Source organism: Flavobacterium erciyesense (genome assembly GCF_018069925.1).
Lineage (GTDB): Bacteria > Bacteroidota > Bacteroidia > Flavobacteriales > Flavobacteriaceae > Flavobacterium > Flavobacterium erciyesense.
The window spans coordinates 82,164-105,008 of the sequence record NZ_JAGPXB010000001.1 but is presented as its reverse complement, the minus strand read 5'-3'; the positions used below and the strand labels follow the sequence as shown (position 1 = coordinate 105,008).

The window sequence follows — 22,845 nt, the reverse complement described above, 5'->3', positions numbered from 1 at the left end:
TTTTGATGTACGAAGACTAATTTGGTACACAAATAACTTTTCAAAATGAAAAAGACATTTACTTTTATTTTTTTACTGCTTTTAGGTTTTTTATTGGTTTACAATAACCTACCCGTTTTCAATTACGGTTTTCCAGGCTTCGCTATTATTGTACTTTTTTTATTGGTTTTAGCTCTTTTGTTCTCGACGGGATTTACTGTTTCAGGTTCCAATAATCAGTTAAAAGTGGTCTCGAGACCCAGTCGTTTTTTGGTGTATGCTTTTCTTGTTGTTTTAGGTTATTGTACGGTTTTACCTTTTGTAACTAGTTTGAAAATGTTTCGCTCTGATTCGTATCAAAAATTATTAGGCACGGTTAAGAATGGTCAAAAAATCACCAATCATATAGCACCAATCGCTATTGATCAAATTCGGGTAGTTGACGAAGAATTGGCGCATTTGTTAGGCGAAAAAATATTGGGATCGCAACCAGCTTTAGGAAGTCAAGTAGAGTTGGGCGATTTTTGTATTCAAAAAGTAAACAACAGTTTGTATTGGGTGGCGCCTTTGTTACACTCTGGTTTTTTTAAATGGTTCAACAATCAAGAGGGAACAGCAGGATATGTAATGGTTTCAGCAACCAATGAGCGTGATGTAAAACTGGTACAAAACGTTGCGGGTAAAGCAATTAAAATTAAGTACCAACAAGGTGCGTATTTCCAAAGTGATATTCATAGACATGTTTACTTTAACGGAAATGCTACAGTAGGTTTGACTGATTTTAGTTTTGAAATTGACGATGCTGGAAATCCGTTCTGGATTATAACACAATACGATAAAAAAATAGGTTTTTCAGGAAAAGAAGCTACAGGAATCTTGGTTGTTGATGCGCAGTCGGGTGCAATAACCGAATATTCTATCGCCAATACTCCAAAGTGGGTAGATCGTATTCAACCTTTGGCCTTTATCGAAGATCAGTTGAATGATTGGGGCGAATATGTGCATGGTTATTGGAATTTTTCGAATGCAGATAAACTTCAAATTACTGAAGGTTTAACATTGGTGTATGGTAAAGATAACAAGTCTTATTGGTATACAGGCTTAACTTCGGTGGGGAAAGATGAATCGGCGGTGGGTTTTGTTTTGGTGGATACAAGAACCAAAGAAACTACTTTTTACAAGCAAGGTGGTGCAACTGAGTTTGCAGCTCAAAGTTCGGCTCAGGGAAAAGTTCAAGAAAAGGGATACCGTGCTTCTTTGCCAATTCCGTACAACATTAATAATATTCCAACTTATGTAATGACTTTAAAAGATGATGGTGGTTTGGTGAAAATGTTTGCCATGGTGGCCATTTCGGACTACACGATTGTAGGTGTGGGCAATACCATGCGTGAAACGTTGACTTCGTTTAAAAATGTCTATAATATGGCAGATAATAAAATCAATCCGAATGGTGCTTCAACTCAAAAATCAGTACAATCTATTGTGACGCGCATTCAAAATGATGTAAAAAACGGAAATAGCTTTTATTATTTCAAAGTAAAAGACTATCCTAATATTTTTGTAGGCTCATCGCAAATATCCAATCAACTGCCTGTGACCATGGTGGGTGATAGTGTGATGATTTCTTTTGATGTTGATATGGAAGAAGTAATTGATGTGGCAACATTCGCCAATAAGACTTTAAAGCCTAGTTCAAAAGCAAAATAGATAGAATAGTTTAAGATAAAAACACCCCAAAAAGTTGACGACTCTTTGGGGTATTTTTTTAGGATTTCTTTTTCTCTTTTGGCAAAAGGGTAAAGGCAGTTGCTTTGAAACGATTATTTACCACTTTTCCTTGTACAGATGCCTTTCTAATAGCAGAACAAAAGCCATCTTTGGCATGTGCATCACCGTGGGAATCGATCGAGCTACCATCAACAAAATAAGATTTTCCGTCTATGCGAACGGCTAAATCGCATCCGTGTCCGGTCATTCCAAATTGGCATTGACCACAAGAAGCTTCAACAATTTTAGCTTTTTGGTTTTCTTTTTTATCCTGAGCACTGGCCAGGATAGTTAAAAATAGAAGTGCTAAACAAAGTATTTTTTTCATGGTAATTGAGTTATTAAAAACAAAGATACTAGTTTTTTACATCGAATAGTTTTTGAACATGTAAATCCATAACAGTCGCGATAATCGGATGTTAAAAGAGGATAAGCTGATAATTACAAAAGCAATAATAGGAATGATTCTTAAATCAAAAGTCTCTTTGAAAAAAAATTGAGCCAACACATAAGTTGCAATTCCTTGTGCTACTGTTAAACCATAATTGACATACATAGCTCCAAAAAAATAGCCAGGTTCTTTCTCAAATTTGTAATGACAATGCGAGCAGTATTCGTTCATTTTAGGGAAACCAAAAGTAAAAAAGATACTTTTTTCATTAAAAACCTTACCTTTTTGACACTGAGGACAATCATTATTTAGGATATGAGCGATAGCGTGTGACATGATATTTATTTTTATCAAAGGTATTTCTTATTGCTATGCGTAGTATTTTCTATCTTCGCTACTTCTAGGACAATAAAGACATTTAGATATCATGGCGAAGTATCCCATTTACAACATTCAGCGGTTTAATTGCAATGCAGTCAACAGTAGTTTGTATATCAATACCTTTAAAAATCATTTAATTACGCACAGTTTTGTAGAGGAGCCACACCGTCATAACTCTTATGTTTTAGTGTTTTTTACACAAGGCTCCGGAACGCATGAGATTGATTTTGATGTTTTTGACATTCAGCCCGGAAGTATGTTTTTTATGCAACCTGGACAAATTCACCATTGGCATTTATCCGAGGATGTCGAGGGATATGTTGTTTTTTACTCGCAGGAATTTTACAATCTTTACTTTGGACAAAAAGACATTGCGGACTATCCTTTTTATTCTGCTGTGGATAATAAACCCGAGCTTGTTTTGCAAACTACCGAAACACTTGCCATTGTGCCGTATTTTGAAAGACTTATCGAGGAATCACAGTCTTCTCAGCCTTGGCAGAAGGATTTCATTTTGAATCTTTTGGACTGCATTCATATTCAAATTGCGCGTAAGTATGAAAGATCGAATTTGCATCAAGCACATGCCTATAATGTGAAAATTAAAGCTTTTGAAACCGAATTAGAAAAGTATTACAAAACAGAGAAAGCGGCCTCCTTTTATGCAGCCCAGCTTCACATAACACTGAAACATTTAAATAGAATTTGCAACGAAAGACTCCAAAAAACCACCACAGAAGTTATTACGGGCAGAGTTATACTCGAGGCCAAACGAATGTTGTTTGACAAAGATTTTACGATAAACGAAATCGCATTACGTTTAGGATATGAAGATTACTCCTATTTTACCCGATTGTTTAAGAAACAGACTGGATTGACACCAACGAACTTCCGCAATTTTAAAAAGTAATGGGGATCAATATCGTTTATTAAGAATTTTGTCAAGTCAGGCGCAGTCGAGACCAACTGTTACTTCGCGAATGCGCCCGATTTGAAAATATTACTGAAAGTAAATTACGGATGAACGGTAATTAAACTAGCCGCTTTTTTCGCTTTTTCTACAACAATGTCAATTGGTGTTTCAAGACTATCATTTACTAAAGCTACACCCATGCGTCGGTAAGGTCTTGAAGTAGGTTTGCCAAAGATTCTAAAATCAGTTTTAGATAAACCGGCAATTTTTTCTATTCCTGTAAAACTTGGATTTTCAGAGTTTTCAGATGCTAAAATCACAGCACTAGCACCTACTTTTTCTAACTTAATTTCAAAAATAGGTAAACTCAAAATAGCACGTAAATGCAATTCGAATTCGTTAAAATTTTGCGTTCCCGCCAAAGTTACCATTCCTGTATCATGTGGTCTTGGCGATAATTCTGAGAAATAAACACCATCATCAGCCAAGAAAAATTCGACTCCAAAAAGTCCTGCGCCTCCCAAAGCTTCGGTAACTTTTTCGGCCATATCTTGGGCTTCGTATAAATCTTTGTCTGAAATCAGGGCAGGTTGCCAGCTTTCTTGATAATCGCCACGTTCTTGTCTATGTCCAATTGGAGCACAAAAAAGCGTAGGATTATTATTTTGCGTGACGGTCAATAAGGTAATCTCTGAATTGAATTTGACAAAAGCTTCTACAATTACTTCAACTACATCACCACGAGAACCGTCAACGGCGTATTGCCAGGCTTTTAAAATATCATCCGAAGTTTTGATGGTGGATTGTCCTTTTCCAGATGAAGACATCAATGGTTTTACCACGCATGGCATTCCAACTTCGGCTACTGCTTTTGTCAATTCTTCGGCGGTGGTGGCGTAACGATAGTTGGCCGTTTTTAGCCCAAGATCTTTGGCTGCCAAATCACGAATGGCTTTACGATTCATGGTAAAGTTGGCTGCTTTTGCAGATGGCACTACGGTAATACCTTGTTTTTCGTAATCATAAAAACGTTCGGTACGAATGGCTTCTATTTCGGGAACGATAAAATCGGGTTGGTGTTTGGCAACAATGCGGTCTAATGCCTCGCCATCGAGCATATTAATGACTTCAAAACCGTGCGCTACTTGCATAGCAGGGGCATTTTCATAACTGTCTACCGCAATTACAGTTTGCCCAATGCGTTGTGCAGCAATTACAAATTCTTTACCTAATTCGCCTGAGCCGAGGAGTAGTATTTTCATTTTTTTAAATTGTTGGGGAGAGATTATTGAGTTTTACATTGTTATCAAACGGAAAGCACAATCTTGTCTAAACGTTTTTAGTGTAAGATTCGCTCTCCTGTTTTTAACTCCATCTAATTTTTCAAATTGATATATTCTAGCATTCATAACATCCCAAAAAGTATAATTTCCTATATGTTTTTTGTTTTTTCTGTTTTCGAAAATAGCATAATAGTTCTTTTTTAATCTTTCACTACAGTCATTATTATTTTCGATTGGAATATTATTATTTGAGGTCAAAAATATAGCTTGTAGTTCATTATTTTCTTTTTCACTTACTCTTACACAATGTAAAAGTGAAAAAAATAATTCATCAAGTACGATATTAGCAGTTCCTTTTGAATCATTCAAATTTAATGTATCTAATGCTTTTATTAATTCCTTTTCAAAAGTTGTATTTGTTTTTTTGATACTAGGTATTTGAGTCTCATTTGGAAACTCCCAATAATCTCGATGCGTATTTGATAAATAAGGTATTGCGTAATATTCTGATTCTTGATTGACAAGAATTATTATCTTCTGTGGGTCATTATATTCATTCACTACAGATGAATATAGTTTTAATTGAAATTCTCTATCTCCATTTGTTACACTTCTTGTCAGTTTGTATTCAATATTTTTATTGTTCTGTTTCGCTAATTGCGGAAATTTGTTTTTCAAATCAGAAATAGCTTTTTCAAAACTAGGCTCTTTTTGACAGCTTATAAATGATAAAAGTGACAAAGCTAAAATTATTGGTACGGATTTTATTTTCATTTTTTAGGGATTTGCGTGAGGGATAGAAGCGACATCCTTTTGTGAAGCGATAGCGGAACAAAAGATATAGCGTATAGCCCGCTCGCCGCGGCGAACACGCCCAAATTTAATAAAAAAACCGATGCCTTTTTTTAATAAAGCATCGGTTTTGTATTTTAATGAAAGTGATCTTCTTCAATTTCGAATTCAGCATCTTTTTCCCAAATCTCCATTTCGCAGGGTTTACAATTGAATTTGAGTTTGTATTCTAATTCGCCTTGTTTTAATACCAAAGGTTCTTTTACCTTCTTGTCCATATTTTCTCGATGGTATTTTGGACAGCGTTCTAATTCGTATTTGATGCAATATTTGGTGGTCATCACGCGGGATTTTCCAGGGTCCCATTGTAATTCAAAAGCTTTTTCGATTTCGGTAACGCCATGACGTTCGTAGAATTTACGGGCTAGTTTGTTCGAAACATTGTACATAAAATCCAATTTGGTTTCCGGATAAGGATGCGATGTTTTAACCAATTGGTGTTCCTCAACTTTGTAATTAGCCAAACGAATTTCTGAAAGTTGTTCGTAAACCGTTCTTCGCATTTCGTTGATTTTAGATATTGGTAAGAACCAATTTTCAGAAAAAGCAATTGTAATTTCATCAGCTGTGTAAGGTGTGAAACCCGTTTTGGCCAAGTTAATTTTAAAGTTTTCTTCAATCGACTCGTTGTTCTTGGTTCTTTCTTTTGGATGCGCCAATTGAACCGTACTCACATTACCATCTTCGTCAGTAGCAGTTAGCTCAAAACCATTTTCGGTTTCGGTTAGGTGCAAAGTGGTGCTTATTTTACGAACCGCACTGTCTTCACGTTCTACAATTTTGATAAAAGCCGCGTCGTTGTTACGGTAAATAAAAGTACCTTCTTTTAGTTCTTTTAATACATTTGGGTAAGCCAAGCCGTTTTCGACTTTGTTTACATAAATTCCGTCAGCTTCATTATTTTCATTGATGTAACACAAACCGTCGCCGTTGTTAAGTAATTCGCCGTTTTCTATTTCATAAGCGTTACCCACAGTACGAATTAGTTTCCCGATATATTGCCCTTTTGATTTTGGACTTTCCCAAGAACCGATAGATTGATGTCTTTCGTTTACAAAATAATCAGTGTATCCACGATTGAAACTTTTGTTCAAAGCTGAGTCAAAAGTGTAGGTGCATTTTCCAGAAGAAGCTTTAGTGTAGTTTTCATTCCCTTCCAAGAAAGCATCTAATTTTTGACGTAAATACGAAACATTATTTTTTACATAAACGATATCTTTTAAACGCCCTTCGATTTTAAAGGACATCACGCCGGCTTCAACAAGATTTGGAATTTGATCCGAAACATCAAAATCTTTAATCGAAAGTAAGTGACTGTTTTTGATTAAAGTGTCGCCATTACCATCGATTAAGTTGTACGGTAAACGGCAGTTTTGAGCGCAGGAACCACGGTTTGCAGAGCGTTCGCCATTGGCCACACTCATATAACAGTTTCCACTGAACGACACACAAAGTGCACCGGTTACAAAAAATTCTAATTCCACATCAGCAGTATCCGCAATTTCTTTGATTTGGTGTAAATTCAATTCACGAGCCAAAACGACGCGTTTCATTCCGGCATCTTTCAGGAATTTTATTTTATGAGGATCACGGTTGTTGGCTTGCGTACTCGCGTGTAGCACGATAGGCGGCAAGTCCATTTCCATGATCGCCATGTCTTGTACAATTAAAGCATCAACTTTAATATCATACAATTGCCAAATCATCTGACGACAAGTTTCTAACTCGTTATCATACAAGATCGTATTGATTACCACAAAAACTTGTGCGTTAAAAAGGTGTGCGTACTTTACTAAAGCGGCCACGTCTTCGATAGAGTTGGTGGCATTCGAGCGTGCACCAAATTGTGGAGCACCAATATATACAGCATCAGCACCTGCGTTAATGGCTGCCATACCGTGAATAAGGTCTTTGGCGGGTGCGAGGATTTCTATTTTCTTTTTCATCTTTGGGATGATAATGGGTTAATTGCTAAAACATTAGGTTTTTGGGCTTTCGCCGAAAAAAGTGTGCAAAGGTCTAATAAATTATTCAAGATTTCTAATTCAAAACCGTATTTTTTGGATTTTATATTGTACCATCAGCTTGTAAGTGACATTATACAAATCATGTTTGAAATTTTATTCTCATTTAGCGTTGATTTTGGCTTTAAATAACAAAGCCTCTTGTGTGATCAAGAGGCTTTTAGGTATGTGTGTATAGGTATTAAACCGTTAATGCATTTTTGATTCGAGACAGTGCTTCGGTTAAAAGGGCTTCGCTGGTAGCGTAAGAGAAACGAATGCAATTAGGATTTCCAAAAGCGTCTCCAGTAACGGTAGCTACATTGGCTTGCGCCAAAAGATACATGGATACATCATTGGCGTCTTTAATTTCGGTTCCGTTTAATGTTTTTCCGAAGAAAGAAGATACATCTGGGAACACATAAAAAGCACCTTCAGGAACATTTATTTTTACACCCGGAATTTCTTTTAACAATCCTACAACTAAATCACGTCGACTATGAAAAGCATTTACCATCTCTTTCAATACACTAGGATCAGCGTCAAGAGCAGTGATAGTAGCACGCTGTGCTATAGAATTGGCTCCTGAGGTAACTTGACCTTGAATTTTAGTACACGCTTTTGCAATAAATTCAGGTGCTCCAATGTATCCAATTCTCCAACCTGTCATGGCAAAAGCTTTAGCTACACCGTTTACAGTAATTGTTCTTTCGAGCATTCCTGGGATGGAAGCAATACTGCAAAAAGTACCTGAAAAATTGATGTGCTCGTAAATTTCGTCAGCAACTACGTAAATGTTTGGATATTTTTCTAAAACTGCCGCAAGCGCCGTTAATTCTTCGCGACTGTAAACCGATCCTGATGGGTTACATGGTGAGGAAAACCACATCATTTTTGTTTTTGGTGTAATGGCAGCTTCTAATTGCGCAGGTGTAATTTTGAAATCTGTTTCCACAGATGTAGGAACTTCAACAGGAACTCCACCTGATAATTTTACAATTTCGAAATACGATACCCAATAAGGAGCTGGCAAAATTACTTCGTCACCGTCATTCAACATTACTTGAGCAATATTGTACAATGATTGTTTAGCTCCCGTAGAAACTACAATTTGAGTTGGTTTATATTCTAAATCATTATCTCTTTTAAACTTTCTGCAAATCGCCTCCTTAAGTTCTAAGTACCCTTCAACAGGTGAATACGTACTGTAGTTTTCGTCTATGGCGCGTTTTGCTGCTTCTTTGATAAAATCAGGAGTATTAAAATCAGGTTCACCAAGGCTAAGGCTAATAATGTCTTTTCCTTGTGCTTTTAATTCTCTGGCTAAAGCCGCCATGGCAAGGGTTTGCGAAGTTGATAAGTTGTTAATTCTGTCGGATAATGGATTCATTAGTATATAGTTGTAGTTAGTTTTATTCTTTTGCTGCTATTGAAAATTAAGCAGTAATTGCTGGGTTTTGCCCCAATTCTTTCAAATGTTTGAAGTGAGCAATAACGGCGCTTCGCATCGTTTTGTATTCGTAATAAGGTAAATTGCACTCTTGAGCAGTTTCTTTTACAATTTTTGCAATTTTCCCGTAGTGAATGTGACTGATATTCGGGAAAATATGGTGCTCAATTTGATGATTCAAACCACCTGTGTACCAGTTTACTATTGCGTTTTTAGGTGCAAAATTAGTAGTGGTAAACAATTGGTGAATAGCCCAAGTATTGTCCATTTCTCCTAATTCGTTTGGTGTAGGATTGATTGTTTCCTCTACCACATGCGCTAGTTGGAATACAACACTCAAAATCAAACCAGCAGTGTAATGCATTACAAAAAAGCCTATTAATACTTTCCACCAAGTGATTCCAATTACGATTGGTAATGCAATCCAAATAGCAACATAAATTATTTTTGTAATAATTAAAGTAGTCCATAATATTTTTGGACTTTTAGCTTCTCCGTAAGATAATTTTCTTTTTAAGTAGTTACGCATTTGCTTAAAATCGGTTGTAATTGCCCAATTGAAAGTCAATAAACCGTATAAGAAAATAGAGTAGTATTGTTGAAAACGGTGAAAATTATACCATTTTGCCTCTTTCGTAAATCGGATTACACGACCAGCATCAAGATCTTCATCATGACCAGGAATATTGGTATAGGTGTGGTGTAACACATTGTGTTGCACTTGCCAATTGTAGACGTTTCCTGCTAATACATAAATGGTACCACCCATAAATTTATTGATCCACGATTTGTTCGAATAAGATCCGTGATTTCCATCATGCATCACATTCATTCCCACGCCTGCCATACCAATTCCCATGACGATTGTCAATAAAAGGTGTGCCCAAAATGGCATATCAAGAGTTAATATTAAAAAGTAAGGTGCTAGAAAAACAGTGAATAAAATGATGGTTTTTAAATACAGTTTCCAGTTTCCTGTTTTTTGAATGTTGTTTTCTTTAAAGTAGTTGTTAACCCGTGAGTTAAGTGTTCTAAAAAATTTCAAGCTATCTTGCTTAGCAAAAGTAGGCGCAGTGTTATTCATATAAGTGGGATAAAGTTCAAAGGTAATTATTATAAATTTTTGGATATACAAAATTGGCATAAATATTTTAACTGTAAAGTATTACTTTTGTTAAAAAAAAGAAGAGATGGACGAGATTCTTAAGTGTTTTCCTAATTTGACACCAATTCAAATCGAACAGTTTCAAAAATTAGATGCGCTGTATCACGATTGGAACCAAAAAATAAATGTGATTTCTAGAAAAGATATTGATGCTTTGTATACCAAACATATTTTACATTCACTTGGTATTGCCAAAGTGATGACTTTTGAACCAGGAACTTACGTTTTAGATGTAGGAACGGGTGGTGGATTTCCAGGAATTCCATTGGCGATTCTTTTTCCGGAAACGCGTTTTTATTTGATTGATGTTATTGCCAAGAAAATAAAAGTAGTTCAGGCTGTTGCTGAAGGTTTAGAGTTGAAAAACGTAAAAGCAGAGCAAATGCGCGCTGAAAATGTAAAAGGTGATTTCGATTTTATCGTGAGTCGTGCTGTTACCAATATGCCTGATTTTGTGTCTTGGGTAAAAACCAAAATTAAGAAACAACACAAACACGAATTGAAAAACGGAATCCTCTACCTAAAAGGAGGTGACTTAACCGAAGAATTAAAAGATTTCCCTAAAGCTACTGAATACAACTTAGCAGATTATTTTGAAGATGAATTTTTTGAGACTAAGAAAGTGGTGCATTTGCCGTTGAAGTTTACGGTTTAGTTTTAAGGTCAAAAGTCATAAAGTCTAAAGAAAGAATTAGATAAAAAAAGCCGAATCTAAATTTTTAGATTCGGCTTTTTGGTATTTGCTAAAGTACTTTATAAGTTTTGACTTTAAAGCTTTAGGACTAAAATTACTCTCCTAAAAATGGGTATCTGTAATCAACTGGAGTTACAAAAGTTTCTTTGATAGTTCTTGCAGAAGTCCAACGCAATAAGTTTTGCATAGATCCTGCTTTATCATTTGTTCCTGATCCTCTTGCTCCACCAAACGGTTGCATTCCTACAATTGCTCCTGTTGGTTTATCATTGATGTAGAAGTTACCAGCTGCGTTTTGTAATTTCACAGTAGCTTCTTCAATAGCATAACGATCTTGACTGAAAACAGCTCCTGTCAAAGCGTACTCTGATGTAGTGTCTACTAATTCTAGAGTTTCTACCCATTTAGCATCTTCGTAAACGTAAATAGTTACAACTGGTCCGAATAGTTCGGTTTCCATTGTAGCGTATTTTGGATTGGTAGTTAAAATAACAGTTGGTTCAATAAAGTAACCTTTTGATTTGTCATAATTCCCTCCCATAATTACTTCTGCATCGCTATCAGCTTTGGCTTGGTCAATGGCTTTAGCTAATTTATCAAATGAACCTTCAGAGATTACCGCAGTGATAAAGTTGCTCATATCTTGTGGCGATCCCATTTTCATTGATTTTAAATCAGCTTCTAATTCAGCTTGTACAGCTGGCCATAAACTTTGCGGAATGTATACGCGTGAAGCAGCACTACATTTTTGACCTTGGTATTCAAAAGCACCACGAGAAATTCCTGTACTTACTTGTTTTGAATGTGCAGAAGGGTGTGCAATGATAAAATCTTTACCACCAGTTTCACCTACAATACGTGGATATGTTTTGTATCTACTAATATTAGTTCCAATTTTTGCCCAAATATCATTAAATACGCCTGTTGATCCTGTAAAGTGAACTCCAGCTAAATCACGGCTAGCCAATAAAGTTTCGGTGATCATTCCTGAGTCTCCCATAACCATGTTGATTACACCATTTGGTAAACCTGCTTCTTTGAAAATTTGCATCAATAAGTTAGCAGAGTACACTTGAGTTGCTGCAGGTTTCCAAACCACAACATTCCCCATTAAGGCAGCACTTGTTGGTAAGTTTCCAGCAATTGCTGTAAAGTTAAAAGGAGTAATGGCGTATACAAATCCTTCAAGAGGTCTGTATTCAACGCGGTTCCACATATCAGCAGTAGATTTTGGTTGCTCGTTGTAAATTTGTGTCATGTACTGTACGTTGAAACGTAAAAAGTCAATAAGTTCGCAAGCGGCATCAATTTCTGCTTGGTATATTGTTTTTGACTGTGCGATCATTGTAGCAGCGTTGATCTTAGCTCTGTAAGGTCCAGCCAATAATTCTGCTGCTTTTAAGAAAATTCCAGCGCGTTGTTCCCAAGCCATATTAGCCCAAGCTTCTTTTGCTTGAAGTCCAGTGGCAATAGCGGCTTCAATATGTTTTTTTTCGGCTTGATGATACACACCAACCACATGCTGATGGTCGTGCGGTGCAGTCATGTTTTTTGTATCTCCAGTTCTTATTTCTTCGTTTCCGATATAAAGGGGTACGTCTACTGTGCTGTTCCACATTTCAGCGTATGCTGCAGAAACGGCTGCACGTTCTGGCGAATTAGGGGCATAGCTTTTTACAGGTTCGTTGACCGCATTGGGTACGTGAAAAAATCCTTTTAACATATTGATGTTTTTATTGGGTTAAAAATAGTGTCGTATTGTTTTTTAAACTAAAAACAAAAGTACAAAGGTTTCTTTAAAGATTTGTACTTTTTTGAAGTTATGTACAGTGCACTTTTGTATAATGGTAGGTTTAGCCCTGATTGAAGTGGAAAGCTTTTTGAAGTGGAGAGCCTCATTTTTAAGGACTAAAAAAGCGACTGCAAAAAGCTCTTTTTAGGACTATAAAAAAGGGCTTAACACAAAAAAACTTGTAGCGAAAAGCAGGATGAGCTCCTGATAATGCGATTTAGTTTAATGCAAATGGCGCACAAAGTCTAAAAGTAGGAACCATGACTTTGAAGTTTCGGGTGGTGGTAAAGTTGATCATGTTGAAATAGCCTTTCATAGCGCCATACGGTGATGACAAGAGGCAACCTGAACTATAAGTGTGCTGTTCTCCTGGTTTAAGGACTGGTTTTTTACCAATTACTCCTTCGCCATCAACAATTTCGAGGTCATTAAGCGAGTCAGAAATCTCCCAATGACGGGTAATAAGTTGAACAGAATCTTTACTGTGGTTTTCGATAGTAATTACGTAACTAAAAGCAAAGTGAATCTTATAGTTTTTGAAGTAGGTGCCTTCAAAACTAGTTAATACTGAAATTTTTATGCCTCTTGTTATTTGAGAAACCATATTAAAAGGATGAATATGTGCTTATTATTGACAAATTTACAAAAAAAGGATGTTATTTTAATGGTTATTGCCAAAGTTTTTTTAATTGATGATATTTATTGAACTTGCATTTCCTTTTCCGATAACGCGGTCGTAACGGTCGATGGCTTCTCGGTAATACACTAGTATGGTATAGTCGTTTTCTGTTTCAAAGAAATTACCGTCAATGGCGTTTTCATAATCGATATTTCCCTTAGAGTCTGCAATGGTATACTGGAAATTAGTAAACCCTTGTTTGATTAAAATGGCTTTTTCGTAAATGGCTTTTTCAGGATTGTAATCCATTTTATTTTCATCTGTAAGGGCGTAATTGTTGAACATTCCTGTCACGTAAATGTTTTTATTGAGTCTGAAAGTAGGTGCTGATACGCTAAAATGTACCCAAACATAATCGGCTTCGATTTCGTTTTTTTGCGCGTTAAGGTTGTTCACTACAAATCCGCCGTTGACATCTTGCATGAAAGTGTAAGGCGTATTGGCACGAGCGGCACTAGTATATAAGTAGGCGCTATAAATGTCTGTTTTGGCATTGATTCTCGCTACATTGTTGCTAGCAGATCGAATGTCTTTATTTTCAAAAAACAGAAATTCGTTTCCTGCCCAGAATTGTGTTTCGGTATCGTATTTATAAATCAAATCGTTGCCAATCGTATATTGCGGCGCTATATTTTGAATTGCTGTGTGCCATTGTCCGTTTTGTAGCAAAACTACTTTGACATTTTTAAGTGGATTTTGAAACGTAAGGCTGTTGCTTTTTACGCTAAAATCTAAATTGTGTTTGCTAACTAGAGTGTTTACAGTTCGTGCTCTTTTTACTTGAATGGGTACTGTGGCTAGGTCTTCAAATAAAATGAATTTTCGACTAAACACTACATCGCGGTTTTCGTCTAAAATTTTAAGAATGTAGTTACCGCTTACTTTAAGCTGTTGTGTAAATTGATTAGGAATAGACAACTTGTAATGCGAATACAGTTGCAGGGCATTAAAGGAGTTGATGTAGTCTTGAATGCGTTGGTTGTCGAAACCTTGTAAGTATTCTATTTTTGGAATGGGAGAGGGTTCCCAATTAAAATTGCAGTGAACAATTTCGTAATAATAGTTTGCTTCGTTGCCGTATAAGTCGTCAAATTCCAATTGAAAACCCTCGCCAAGTTGAAAGATAGGCACTTTGTTTTGATCGTTTTGTACAAAAGCAACTGTTTTGATGTGAAAAGGTGGAGGAATCTCTTTTTCAACTTGTGCAAAAAGAGCAGAGTTGCAAAACAAAAAGAGAGATAGGATGGAATATATGAGTCGGATCTTTAACATTTTTTAGAAATGAGTTCAAGTTTTAAAGGTACAAAAAAACGTAAAATAGGAAAGATTTATTTTGATTGCTTCTTAATTGTGTTTTCGTGTGTAAATTCTGTTAATTATTTTTAAAAATAGTAATAAAGTAGAAAAATACTCGTTAGTTTTACAGCAAACAAAATAAACATATGAAAAAAATCAACCATTTATTAGTAGGAATTTTTATTATTCCTGCTGCGCTTTTTGCGCAAAAACTAGATTATAATACGGCCATTCCGCTTGATCCAAGTGTCAAGACAGGTGTTTTACCGAACGGCTTAACGTATTACATCAAGAAAAATGCCAAACCAGAAAAGAAAGTAGATCTTCGATTGGTAGTTAATGCAGGTTCTATTCTCGAGGAAAATGATCAGCAAGGATTAGCGCATTTCATGGAACACATGTGTTTTAATGGGACGAAGCGTTTTCCTAAAAATCAATTGGTAGATTACCTTCAAAGTATTGGGGTTAAATTTGGACAACATTTAAATGCATACACTAGTTTTGATGAAACGGTGTATTTCTTGCCAATTCCGTCAGATGATCCTGAGAAACTTGAAAAAGGATTTCAAATCATTGAGGACTGGGCGTTTAACACTGTTTTGACACCAGAAGAAATTGATAAAGAAAGAGGCGTAGTATTAGAAGAATATCGTTTAGGTCTAGGCGCTGGAAAAAGAATGATGGGTCGTTATCTTCCTAAAATGATGCACGATTCAAAATACGCTACTCGTTTGCCAATTGGTCAAAAAGAGGTGTTAGAAAAGTTCAAACATCAGTCTTTAATTAATTTTTACAAAGATTGGTACCGTCCGAATTTGATGAGTGTTATTGTGGTTGGTGATATTGATGTAGCCGAAATGGAGAAAAAAATTGTTTCTCACTTCTCTGCTTATAAAAATCCTGCAAATGAAAAACCAAGAAAAGTATTTGAAGTTCCTAATCACAAAGAAACTTTTGTAGCTGTAGAAAGTGACAAAGAAGCATCGAATACACAAGTGCAATTATTGTACAAAGATTATGCTGCACCTAAGAAAATGGTTACCGTAGCTGATTTTAAAAATTACATGATCGAGAATTTATTTGCAACGCTTTTAAATACACGTCTTGATGAATTGACAAATTCTGCAACACCACCTTTCACTTATGGGTATTCTTATTATGGTGGTACTTTTGCAAGAACCAAAAAAGGATATCAATCTGTGGCAATGTCATCAGAAGACAAGCAATTAAGTGCCTTGAAAACATTGGTAACAGAAAACGAGCGTGCTAAGAAGTTTGGTTTCACACAAGGAGAATTAGACCGTGCTAAGTCTGAATTTATGGCTTCTATTGAAAAAGCATACAATGATAGAAGTAAAACGAATTCAGAGAATTTTGTAGGCGAGCTTCAAGCAAATTTCCTAGAAAAAGAACCTGCTCCAGGTATTGAATGGACTTTTCAAACCTTTAAGCAAATCTTACCGTTAATCGAGCTTGCAGATGTAAATGGCTTAATTAAAGAGTACGTTAAAGAGGATAACCGTGTTATTATTTTAACGGGTCCTGAAAAAGAAGGCTTGAAAAAAGTTACAGAGCAGGAAGTATTAGCTGCAATAAAAGTGAATACAGACGAATTAAAACCTTACGAAGATGCTGCGGTAGCTACGAGTCTGCTTAGAAAAGAGGTAAAAGCAGGAACGGTGGTAAGCAGAAGTAGTAATGATAAATTGGGTACAAAAACATTAGTTCTTTCCAATGGTGCTAAAGTGACGTATAAAAACACCGATTTTAAAAATGACGAAGTGCTTTTTGAAGCGGTTAGTTTAGGTGGGTCTAATTTGTACTCAAACGAGGAAATGAAAAAAGTTCAGTTTGCTAATGGAGCACTTGCTGAGGCTGGTTTCTCTGGCTTAAAATTGAACGACATTAACAAATTCATGACGGGTAAAATTGCAAGAGTGAATCCTTATATTGGAGGTACTAGCGAAGGACTTAGAGGTACATCAACTCCTAAAGACTTAGAGTATTTAATGCAAATGACGCATGCTTATTTTACAGATTTAAATTTTGACCAAGAAGCTTTTGAAGGATTCAAACAAAAACAATCAAGCTTTTTCAAAAACATGGCTTCTACGCCACAGAATTACTTCCAACAGGAGTTTTATACCTATTTGAACCAGAATAACCCACGCTTTTTTGGAATCATGCCTACTGATAAATCATGGGCTGATACCGATTATAAATTGGCTTACGAAAAATACAAAGAGCGTTTTGGAAATGCTGCTGATTTTGAATTTTTCTTCGTAGGAAATGTTGATGATGCAACAATCGAAGCTATGGCTACGAAATACATCGCTTCATTACCAGCGAATGATAAAAAAGAAAAAGCAGTAGATTTAGGATATAGAATGTTGAAAGGCGACTTGAAAAAAGTAGTAAATAAAGGAGCAGATCCAAAGAGTAACGTTACGATTATGTTTTATGGTGATGCTAAATATTCTGCCAAAGATGCTATGAGTATGCAAGCTTTAGGGGAAGTACTTACTATTAAGCTAGTTGAGCAATTACGTGAAAACGAAAGTGGAGTTTACGGTGTAAATGCTAGAGGAAGCATGAACAAAATGCCTTACGGATCGTATACTTTCTCAATAGGTTTTCCTTGCGGACCAGAAAATGCTGAGAAATTGACTGCATCAGCCTTGAAAGAACTTCAAAATATTATAGACAAAGGGCCAGATGAAAAAGATGTAGCTAAATTCAAAGAAGGTGAATTAGCCGATTTTAGAAAAGATAGTAAAGAGAACCGTTTTTGGTTGTCTAACTTGACAAGATCGTATTTAAACGCATCTAATGCTGAAGATGTTTTGAAAATGGAAGAAATGGTAAATGCCGTTACTGCCAAAGATATTCAGAACATCGCCAAACAATATCTTACAAAAGATAAAGTGATCGGTATTTTGATGCCAGAGAAAAAATAATTTTTTTAGTCTTAAAACTAAAACCTGCTATTTCATTGAAGTAGCAGGTTTTTTTTATGCTAAAATAAAATCTAAATTTTCTTCAATTTCTGGGCTGATGTGGTTTTCATCAAGTAGTGCATCCGAAAGTAGTTTTTTGTTTTCTTGTAATCGAATGATTTTTTCCTCGACGGTATTCTTGGTAATGAACCGAACGACATTTACTTTGTTCATTTGCCCAATACGATGAGCCCGACCAATTCCTTGCTTTTCGGCAAAAGGATTCCACCATGGATCTAAAAACAAAACATAAGAGGCTTTGGTAATATTGAGTCCTACGCCACCTGCTTTTAAGGAAATGAAAAACAATTTAGCACGCTCTTGTTCCTGGAATTTCTGAACTTGATACGCGCGTTCATTTTGTGGAGTCGCGCCTGTCAATTCACAAAAATCAATTTTGTTTTCAACGCTCCATTTTTTATAAAATTCCAAGTTGGATACAAACGAACTGAATACTATTGTTTTTTGATTGGATTGCACTAATGTTTCTAAATATCGGGTCACCGCAATATATTTCCCCGAATCAAGTTCTGATTTTTTGTCAATCATTTTAGGATGATTGCTCAATTGCCGTAAGCGCATCAACGTATTGATAATATTGATTTTGCCAATTCCAGAACCATCGGTTTTTAAAAGTGCGTTTCTTGCTTTTGACTTTTCTTCTTCGTATAGTTTTTCTTGTTCAGGTTCCATATCACAATAAAAAACTTGTTCCGAGAGCTCCGGTAAGTCTTTTAAAACTTGTTCTTTTGTCCGACGTAAAATAAACGGACTGACGAGGTTTCTGAGTTCCAGTAGACTATTTTCGTCTTGGTTTTTCTCTATTGGAATTTTGTAATGCTCCGCAAAAAAAGCGTAACTCCCCAAAATATTCGGATTGATAAATTGCATTTGTGACCACAAATCGTCTAAGGAGTTTTCTATTGGCGTTCCACTCAGAGAAATTTTATGAGTCGTTTTTATTTGATTGATGGCTTGAAAAATTTTCGAGTTTTTATTTTTGATGTATTGACTTTCGTCTAAAATCAAATACCGAAATTGGTACTTTTCCAAAATGGAAAGATCTTTCGATACAATGGCATAACTCGTAAAAATCAAGTCGTATTTTTCTAATTTTTTAGAAATTAGTTTTCGATCTTGTCCCACATATTGAATTCTCCTGAAATGAGGCGTAAATTTTCTAGCTTCGTTGTACCAGTTGAATACCAAAGAGGAGGGAAGCACAATCAAGGCTTTTAGGTATTCTTTGGCTACAGGAATTTCATTGCCAAACAAATCGAGTTGCATGTTTTCGGCTTTTTCAAAATCTAATTTTTCTTGTACAGCGACCAGTGTTGATAGGGTTTGCAATGTTTTTCCCAATCCCATATCATCGGCCAAGCAAGCGCCTAAACCATTGTTGTAATGTTCTAGAAGCCATTGTACGCCTTCTATTTGGTACGGTCGCAACGTGGCTTTAACCAAAGGCGAAGGTTGGTATTGAACCGTTTCTTTTACATGCAAGGTCTGTTTTAATTGCGGGATGTCTTCAAAAACACCAAAATTACTTTTGAGCACTGCCATAGTTCCGTTGTTGATTTTAGCCAGCTTAGCCATAGCTCCGTAACGCGTCATCCATTCTAACGGAATCAAAAAATAATTCCCATTGGGTAAGAGAAACAAGCGATTTTGGCTTTTTATATTCGGAATCAACTCGCTGAAATTGAATTCAAAATCATCACAAACCACAGTCATTTTAATATCAAACCAATCGTTTTGAATGGTGTTGGAGAATGTAATGGTAACTGCATTATTATCAATTTTTTTTCCGTCGATTTTGAGATTCTCTAACGAAAAACCTAATGATTCTAATTTCACACGATTTTCTAATGCCCATTGCACACAAGCGTAGGTGTCTTTTTGTTCTGGTTTTTGCAAAAGTCCAAAAAGCAGATTCTCTTGTTTGCCAAGACTAAGCGTTTGCAGGGATTTCGTAAATTTATCCTCAGCTTGACTGCGCTTGTATTGGATTAATTTTATATTCTCTAAGTTTTTTAAATCAATTTCTGTATGCGTGTTTTTGGTTTTAGTGGCATCAAAAACGTATCCATCATAATCAAAAGAAAGACTGATGAAATAGGTGTTTTTAAAAAAATCATGCACCAATTGTAGGTTGCATGAACGTATTACATTTTGGGTAATCACCTCAAACCCTGTGGCGCTGATATCTACTTTTTGGGCAATGTCTTTAATGAATTTTTCAAAATAGTCGGGTACTAATTTCGAAGGAATTTCGACCGTTTTTTTATTTAGAAAAGGGGTGACTTTTTTGGAATTGATATCTTTTAATTGAAACAGTTTGTGATGCGCAACCAACCATCCCGGCTCATCTAACAACAATGTTACTGTTGTGTTCGAGGGATAAAAAGCAAGTTCATTTTCCTTTAGTTTTAAAGTATATGAAATTCCGTTTTCGTGTTTATCAAAATGCAGTTCAGTTTCTAAAGCTGGATTTTGAGTGCCAATACGACTGATGCGAAAATCTTTTTCTTTACCTAATTGAAACGAAAGCGGAAAATCATGTTCGCGAACTAAAGCATAAAAGGATGCTAATTGCAGTTGTATGAATTGTGTAATTCCGAATTTTAATTTCTCGTCTTGCAATAAGTCCTCAATCTTCTTGGCAGCTTTACTTTTTGTTCTGTATTTTTTAAACAAGACTTCTGGTTGTAGGCTTTCGCAAATGCTAAGTGTTTTTTGCGTTGAAAGTGGAAGTTGTTTTGTCTCAATACCCATACTTTGCAGTACTTCTGAACTTGCTTTTTTTTCTAAATACGTGATGGTATCCGCATGTCCAACCACATACGAAGTAGGGATATAGTAATTGAGTTTCGCTTCAAAACTAAGATCAAAGCAAAACTGGAAATGATTTTCGGATTGCAAAAGTAAAACGTTATTTGATTGTTAGGTTATAAAGACAAAGATTCCACAAATTCACACAGATAATTTTGTGCAAATTTGTGGAATCTGTGTTGGATTTTATTCTGTTTAAAAAAATTATTTAAAACAAACTGGAATAATTTCGCCTTTGGCTAAACAGTACTTTTCTACTAATTCAGGTGCAATTTTATTGGTGTAATTTTCTTCAACAACTGTAAAACCGATACTTCTTAATTTGTCAAAATAATCACGACCGTAAATACGCACGTGGTCATATTGGCCAAATATTTTGGCACGTTCTTTCTGGTCGGTAATGCTATCATCCGCAAAAGTTACGTCTCTTTTTAAGTCTTGTGGAATTTGTAAAATAGCCATTCCTCCTGGTTTCAACACACGATATAATTCCTGCATCGCTTTGGTATCGTCAGGAATGTGTTCCAAAACGTGGTTGCACAAAATCACATCGTATTGATTGTCCTTAAAAGGTAAATTGCAAATGTCTGCTTTTACATCTGCCAATGGTGAAAACAAATCGGTGGTGGTGTAGTCTAGGTTTTTTTGCTTACGAAACAATTTATAAAAAGCCTGCTCAGGAGCAAAATGCAATACTTTTTTTGGAGCAGTAAAAAAATCAGTTTGTTCGTTGAGGTACAACCACAATAAACGGTGTCTTTCTAATGAAAGCGTACTTGGCGAAAGGACATTGTTACGCTGTGTTTCATAGCCATACGGCAACATTGATTTGAAACTTTTTCCATCAATTGGATCAGTAAACTTGTCACCTTTAAGAGTAAAGGCTATTATAGGGCGTGCCACATAACTCAGACGAATTAACAGCGGACGCGGAATGGTATTGAGGATAAGTTTAAAAGCAGATTTCATTTACATATTAATTAAAACACGAATTTCACGAATTTGCACTAATTACAAAAGTTGATTTTGTTTTGAAAGCCAAAAAAGTGCGTGTTTGTTACAGGATTATTCTTTTATATTTAAGGCTGTCTTCACCAAAGTTGACCAAAATTCCAAGTTTATTTTTTGAGGCCGCTAAGTAATTTAGTGTTTGTTTAATTTCACTTTTACTCAATTCTTGTATCGCCTTAATTTCGAGTATAATTTCGTCGAAGACTAAAAAATCAGCAAAATAATACGTTGGTAAAACTATTTCTTTGTACTCAATGTTGAATTTGGATTCTCTAGAATAAGGAATATTATTTTTCCTAAATTCATATTCTAATGCATCTCCATAAACCTTTTCACTATGTCCTTTCCCCAGAATTTTGTGGACTTCCATACAAATTCCAATAATTGAATAAGCTTCTTCTTTCAAATAAAGTTCATGCATTTTGTCTACCATAGGTTAAATAATCGTATGTATTATTTCTTAAATTTTCACAAATTTTTAATTCGTGGTAATTCGTGAAATTCGTGTTTAGATAACCAAAGGCACTTTTCTAAACTCATCTTCTTCATTACTTTCAATCCCCAAAGCTTTGTATACATAAGCAAAAGTAGAAAGCAATTCTGGTTTTCCATCGATGATTGCTACATCATGTTCAAAATGGGCTGATGGTTTTCCATCGGCAGTGGTAATTGTCCAGCCGTCTTTATGTTGTTTGATGTTGCGCGTTCCCATATTGATCATCGGTTCAATGGCGACAACCATTCCTTCAACTAACATTTTGCCACGTCCTTTTTTACCATAATTTGGCATTTCGGGATCTTCGTGCATTTTTTGGCCAAGACCGTGACCTACTAATTCACGAACTACTCCATAACCGTGTGCTTCGTTATATTTTTGAATGGCATTGCCTACATCTTCTACACGATTGCCCGCGCGAAGTTCGCGAATACCTACATATAAAGATTCTTTAGTAACCTGTAACAGTTTTTTTGTTTCTGGAGCTACTTCACCAATTTCAAATGAGTAGGCGTGATCACCATGGTAACCGTTTTTAAAAGCACCACAGTCTACTGAAATGACATCGCCACTTTTTAAAGGAATATTATTTGGAATTCCGTGTACCACTTGCGAGTTAGGACTCATACATAATGAATTCGGGAAACCATACAAGCCAAGGAAACTAGGGACGGCTCCGTGATCACGAATAAAGGCTTCTGCTAATTTGTCAAGGTATAAAGTAGTTACGCCTTCTTTGATTTCAGAGGCAATCATTCCTAATGTTTTAGAAACGATTAAGGCACTTTCGCGCATTAATTCAATCTCCTCACGTGTTTTTTGAATAATCATATTTTCGAATTTTCAGTTTGCAAAAGTACGA

Annotated in this window: 18 protein-coding genes; 4 read left to right on the top strand and 14 right to left on the bottom strand. The window is 35.8% G+C overall.

The window, feature by feature from the left end:
• The first annotated feature begins 45 nt into the window (after positions 1-45).
• Positions 46-1,689 (top strand): hypothetical protein, encoded by a 1,644-nt coding sequence (locus KBJ98_RS00480; protein WP_210787822.1) that lies wholly within the window; start codon positions 46-48, stop codon positions 1,687-1,689.
• Positions 1,690-1,747: 58 nt separating this feature from the next.
• On the opposite strand, the gene KBJ98_RS00475 is transcribed toward KBJ98_RS00480, so the two are convergent.
• Entirely contained in the window at positions 1,748-2,077 is a 330-nt protein-coding gene (locus KBJ98_RS00475) for a DUF6370 family protein (RefSeq protein ID WP_210787821.1), read from the bottom strand.
• 36 nt (positions 2,078-2,113) lie between these two features.
• Entirely contained in the window at positions 2,114-2,476 is a 363-nt protein-coding gene (locus KBJ98_RS00470; protein ID WP_210787820.1) for a DUF983 domain-containing protein, read from the bottom strand.
• Between the two features lie 91 nt (positions 2,477-2,567).
• On the opposite strand from KBJ98_RS00470, the gene KBJ98_RS00465 reads away from it, so the two are divergent.
• Positions 2,568-3,431 carry an AraC family transcriptional regulator gene (locus KBJ98_RS00465; protein WP_210787819.1) on the top strand — a complete coding sequence of 288 codons (864 nt, stop codon included), beginning with the start codon at positions 2,568-2,570 and terminating at the stop codon, positions 3,429-3,431.
• A gap of 104 nt (positions 3,432-3,535) precedes the next feature.
• Here KBJ98_RS00465 and purT read toward each other — a convergent pair whose 3' ends face one another.
• The 5 genes from purT to KBJ98_RS00440 form a co-directional block, all read right to left on the bottom strand.
• Positions 3,536-4,720, bottom strand: coding sequence for a formate-dependent phosphoribosylglycinamide formyltransferase (gene purT, locus KBJ98_RS00460; RefSeq protein WP_317192472.1), 1,185 nt, complete (start codon positions 4,718-4,720; stop codon positions 3,536-3,538).
• 9 nt (positions 4,721-4,729) lie between these two features.
• The gene (locus tag KBJ98_RS00455) at positions 4,730-5,491 is read right to left on the bottom strand and encodes a hypothetical protein (protein WP_210787817.1); all 762 of its coding nucleotides are present in this window, start codon (positions 5,489-5,491) and stop codon (positions 4,730-4,732) included.
• A 155-nt stretch (positions 5,492-5,646) separates the two neighbouring features.
• On the bottom strand, positions 5,647-7,515 hold the full coding sequence (locus KBJ98_RS00450) for a peptidase U32 family protein (RefSeq protein WP_210787816.1): 1,869 nt from the start codon (positions 7,513-7,515) through the stop codon (positions 5,647-5,649).
• 259 nt (positions 7,516-7,774) lie between these two features.
• Positions 7,775-8,962, bottom strand: a complete 1,188-nt coding sequence (locus KBJ98_RS00445) for a pyridoxal phosphate-dependent aminotransferase (protein ID WP_210787815.1) — start codon at positions 8,960-8,962, stop codon at positions 7,775-7,777.
• A gap of 46 nt (positions 8,963-9,008) precedes the next feature.
• Positions 9,009-10,106: a fatty acid desaturase family protein gene (locus tag KBJ98_RS00440; RefSeq protein ID WP_210787814.1), complete on the bottom strand. Its 1,098-nt coding sequence runs from the start codon at positions 10,104-10,106 to the stop codon at positions 9,009-9,011.
• Between the two features lie 106 nt (positions 10,107-10,212).
• Here KBJ98_RS00440 and rsmG point away from each other — a divergent pair, with 106 nt between their 5' ends.
• A complete protein-coding gene (gene rsmG / locus KBJ98_RS00435) occupies positions 10,213-10,842 on the top strand; it encodes a 16S rRNA (guanine(527)-N(7))-methyltransferase RsmG (RefSeq protein WP_166133237.1) in 630 nt (209 codons plus the stop codon).
• 133 nt (positions 10,843-10,975) lie between these two features.
• Here the strand turns inward: rsmG and pruA are convergent, their stop codons facing one another.
• The 3 genes from pruA to KBJ98_RS00420 form a co-directional block, all read right to left on the bottom strand.
• Positions 10,976-12,604, bottom strand: a complete 1,629-nt coding sequence (gene pruA / locus KBJ98_RS00430) for an L-glutamate gamma-semialdehyde dehydrogenase (protein ID WP_210787813.1) — start codon at positions 12,602-12,604, stop codon at positions 10,976-10,978.
• 286 nt (positions 12,605-12,890) lie between these two features.
• A complete protein-coding gene (apaG, locus tag KBJ98_RS00425; RefSeq protein ID WP_166133241.1) occupies positions 12,891-13,277 on the bottom strand; it encodes a Co2+/Mg2+ efflux protein ApaG in 387 nt (128 codons plus the stop codon).
• An 81-nt stretch (positions 13,278-13,358) separates the two neighbouring features.
• Positions 13,359-14,624 carry a type IX secretion system plug protein gene (locus tag KBJ98_RS00420; RefSeq protein WP_210787812.1) on the bottom strand — a complete coding sequence of 422 codons (1,266 nt, stop codon included), beginning with the start codon at positions 14,622-14,624 and terminating at the stop codon, positions 13,359-13,361.
• Positions 14,625-14,794: 170 nt separating this feature from the next.
• On the opposite strand from KBJ98_RS00420, the gene KBJ98_RS00415 reads away from it, so the two are divergent.
• Positions 14,795-17,605 carry a M16 family metallopeptidase gene (locus KBJ98_RS00415; RefSeq protein ID WP_210787811.1) on the top strand — a complete coding sequence of 937 codons (2,811 nt, stop codon included), beginning with the start codon at positions 14,795-14,797 and terminating at the stop codon, positions 17,603-17,605.
• A gap of 54 nt (positions 17,606-17,659) precedes the next feature.
• Here the strand turns inward: KBJ98_RS00415 and KBJ98_RS00410 are convergent, their stop codons facing one another.
• The 4 genes from KBJ98_RS00410 to map all read right to left on the bottom strand — a co-directional run bounded on the left by KBJ98_RS00410 (position 17,660) and on the right by map (position 22,814).
• A complete protein-coding gene (locus tag KBJ98_RS00410; RefSeq protein ID WP_210787810.1) occupies positions 17,660-20,566 on the bottom strand; it encodes a DEAD/DEAH box helicase in 2,907 nt (968 codons plus the stop codon).
• 114 nt (positions 20,567-20,680) lie between these two features.
• Complete coding sequence (locus KBJ98_RS00405; protein ID WP_210787809.1) at positions 20,681-21,445, bottom strand: class I SAM-dependent methyltransferase; 765 nt, start codon at positions 21,443-21,445, stop codon at positions 20,681-20,683.
• Between the two features lie 88 nt (positions 21,446-21,533).
• Complete coding sequence (locus KBJ98_RS00400; protein WP_210788198.1) at positions 21,534-21,908, bottom strand: GxxExxY protein; 375 nt, start codon at positions 21,906-21,908, stop codon at positions 21,534-21,536.
• 87 nt (positions 21,909-21,995) lie between these two features.
• Positions 21,996-22,814, bottom strand: a complete 819-nt coding sequence (map, locus tag KBJ98_RS00395; protein WP_210787808.1) for a type I methionyl aminopeptidase — start codon at positions 22,812-22,814, stop codon at positions 21,996-21,998.
• Between the last annotated feature and the right edge of the window lie 31 nt (positions 22,815-22,845).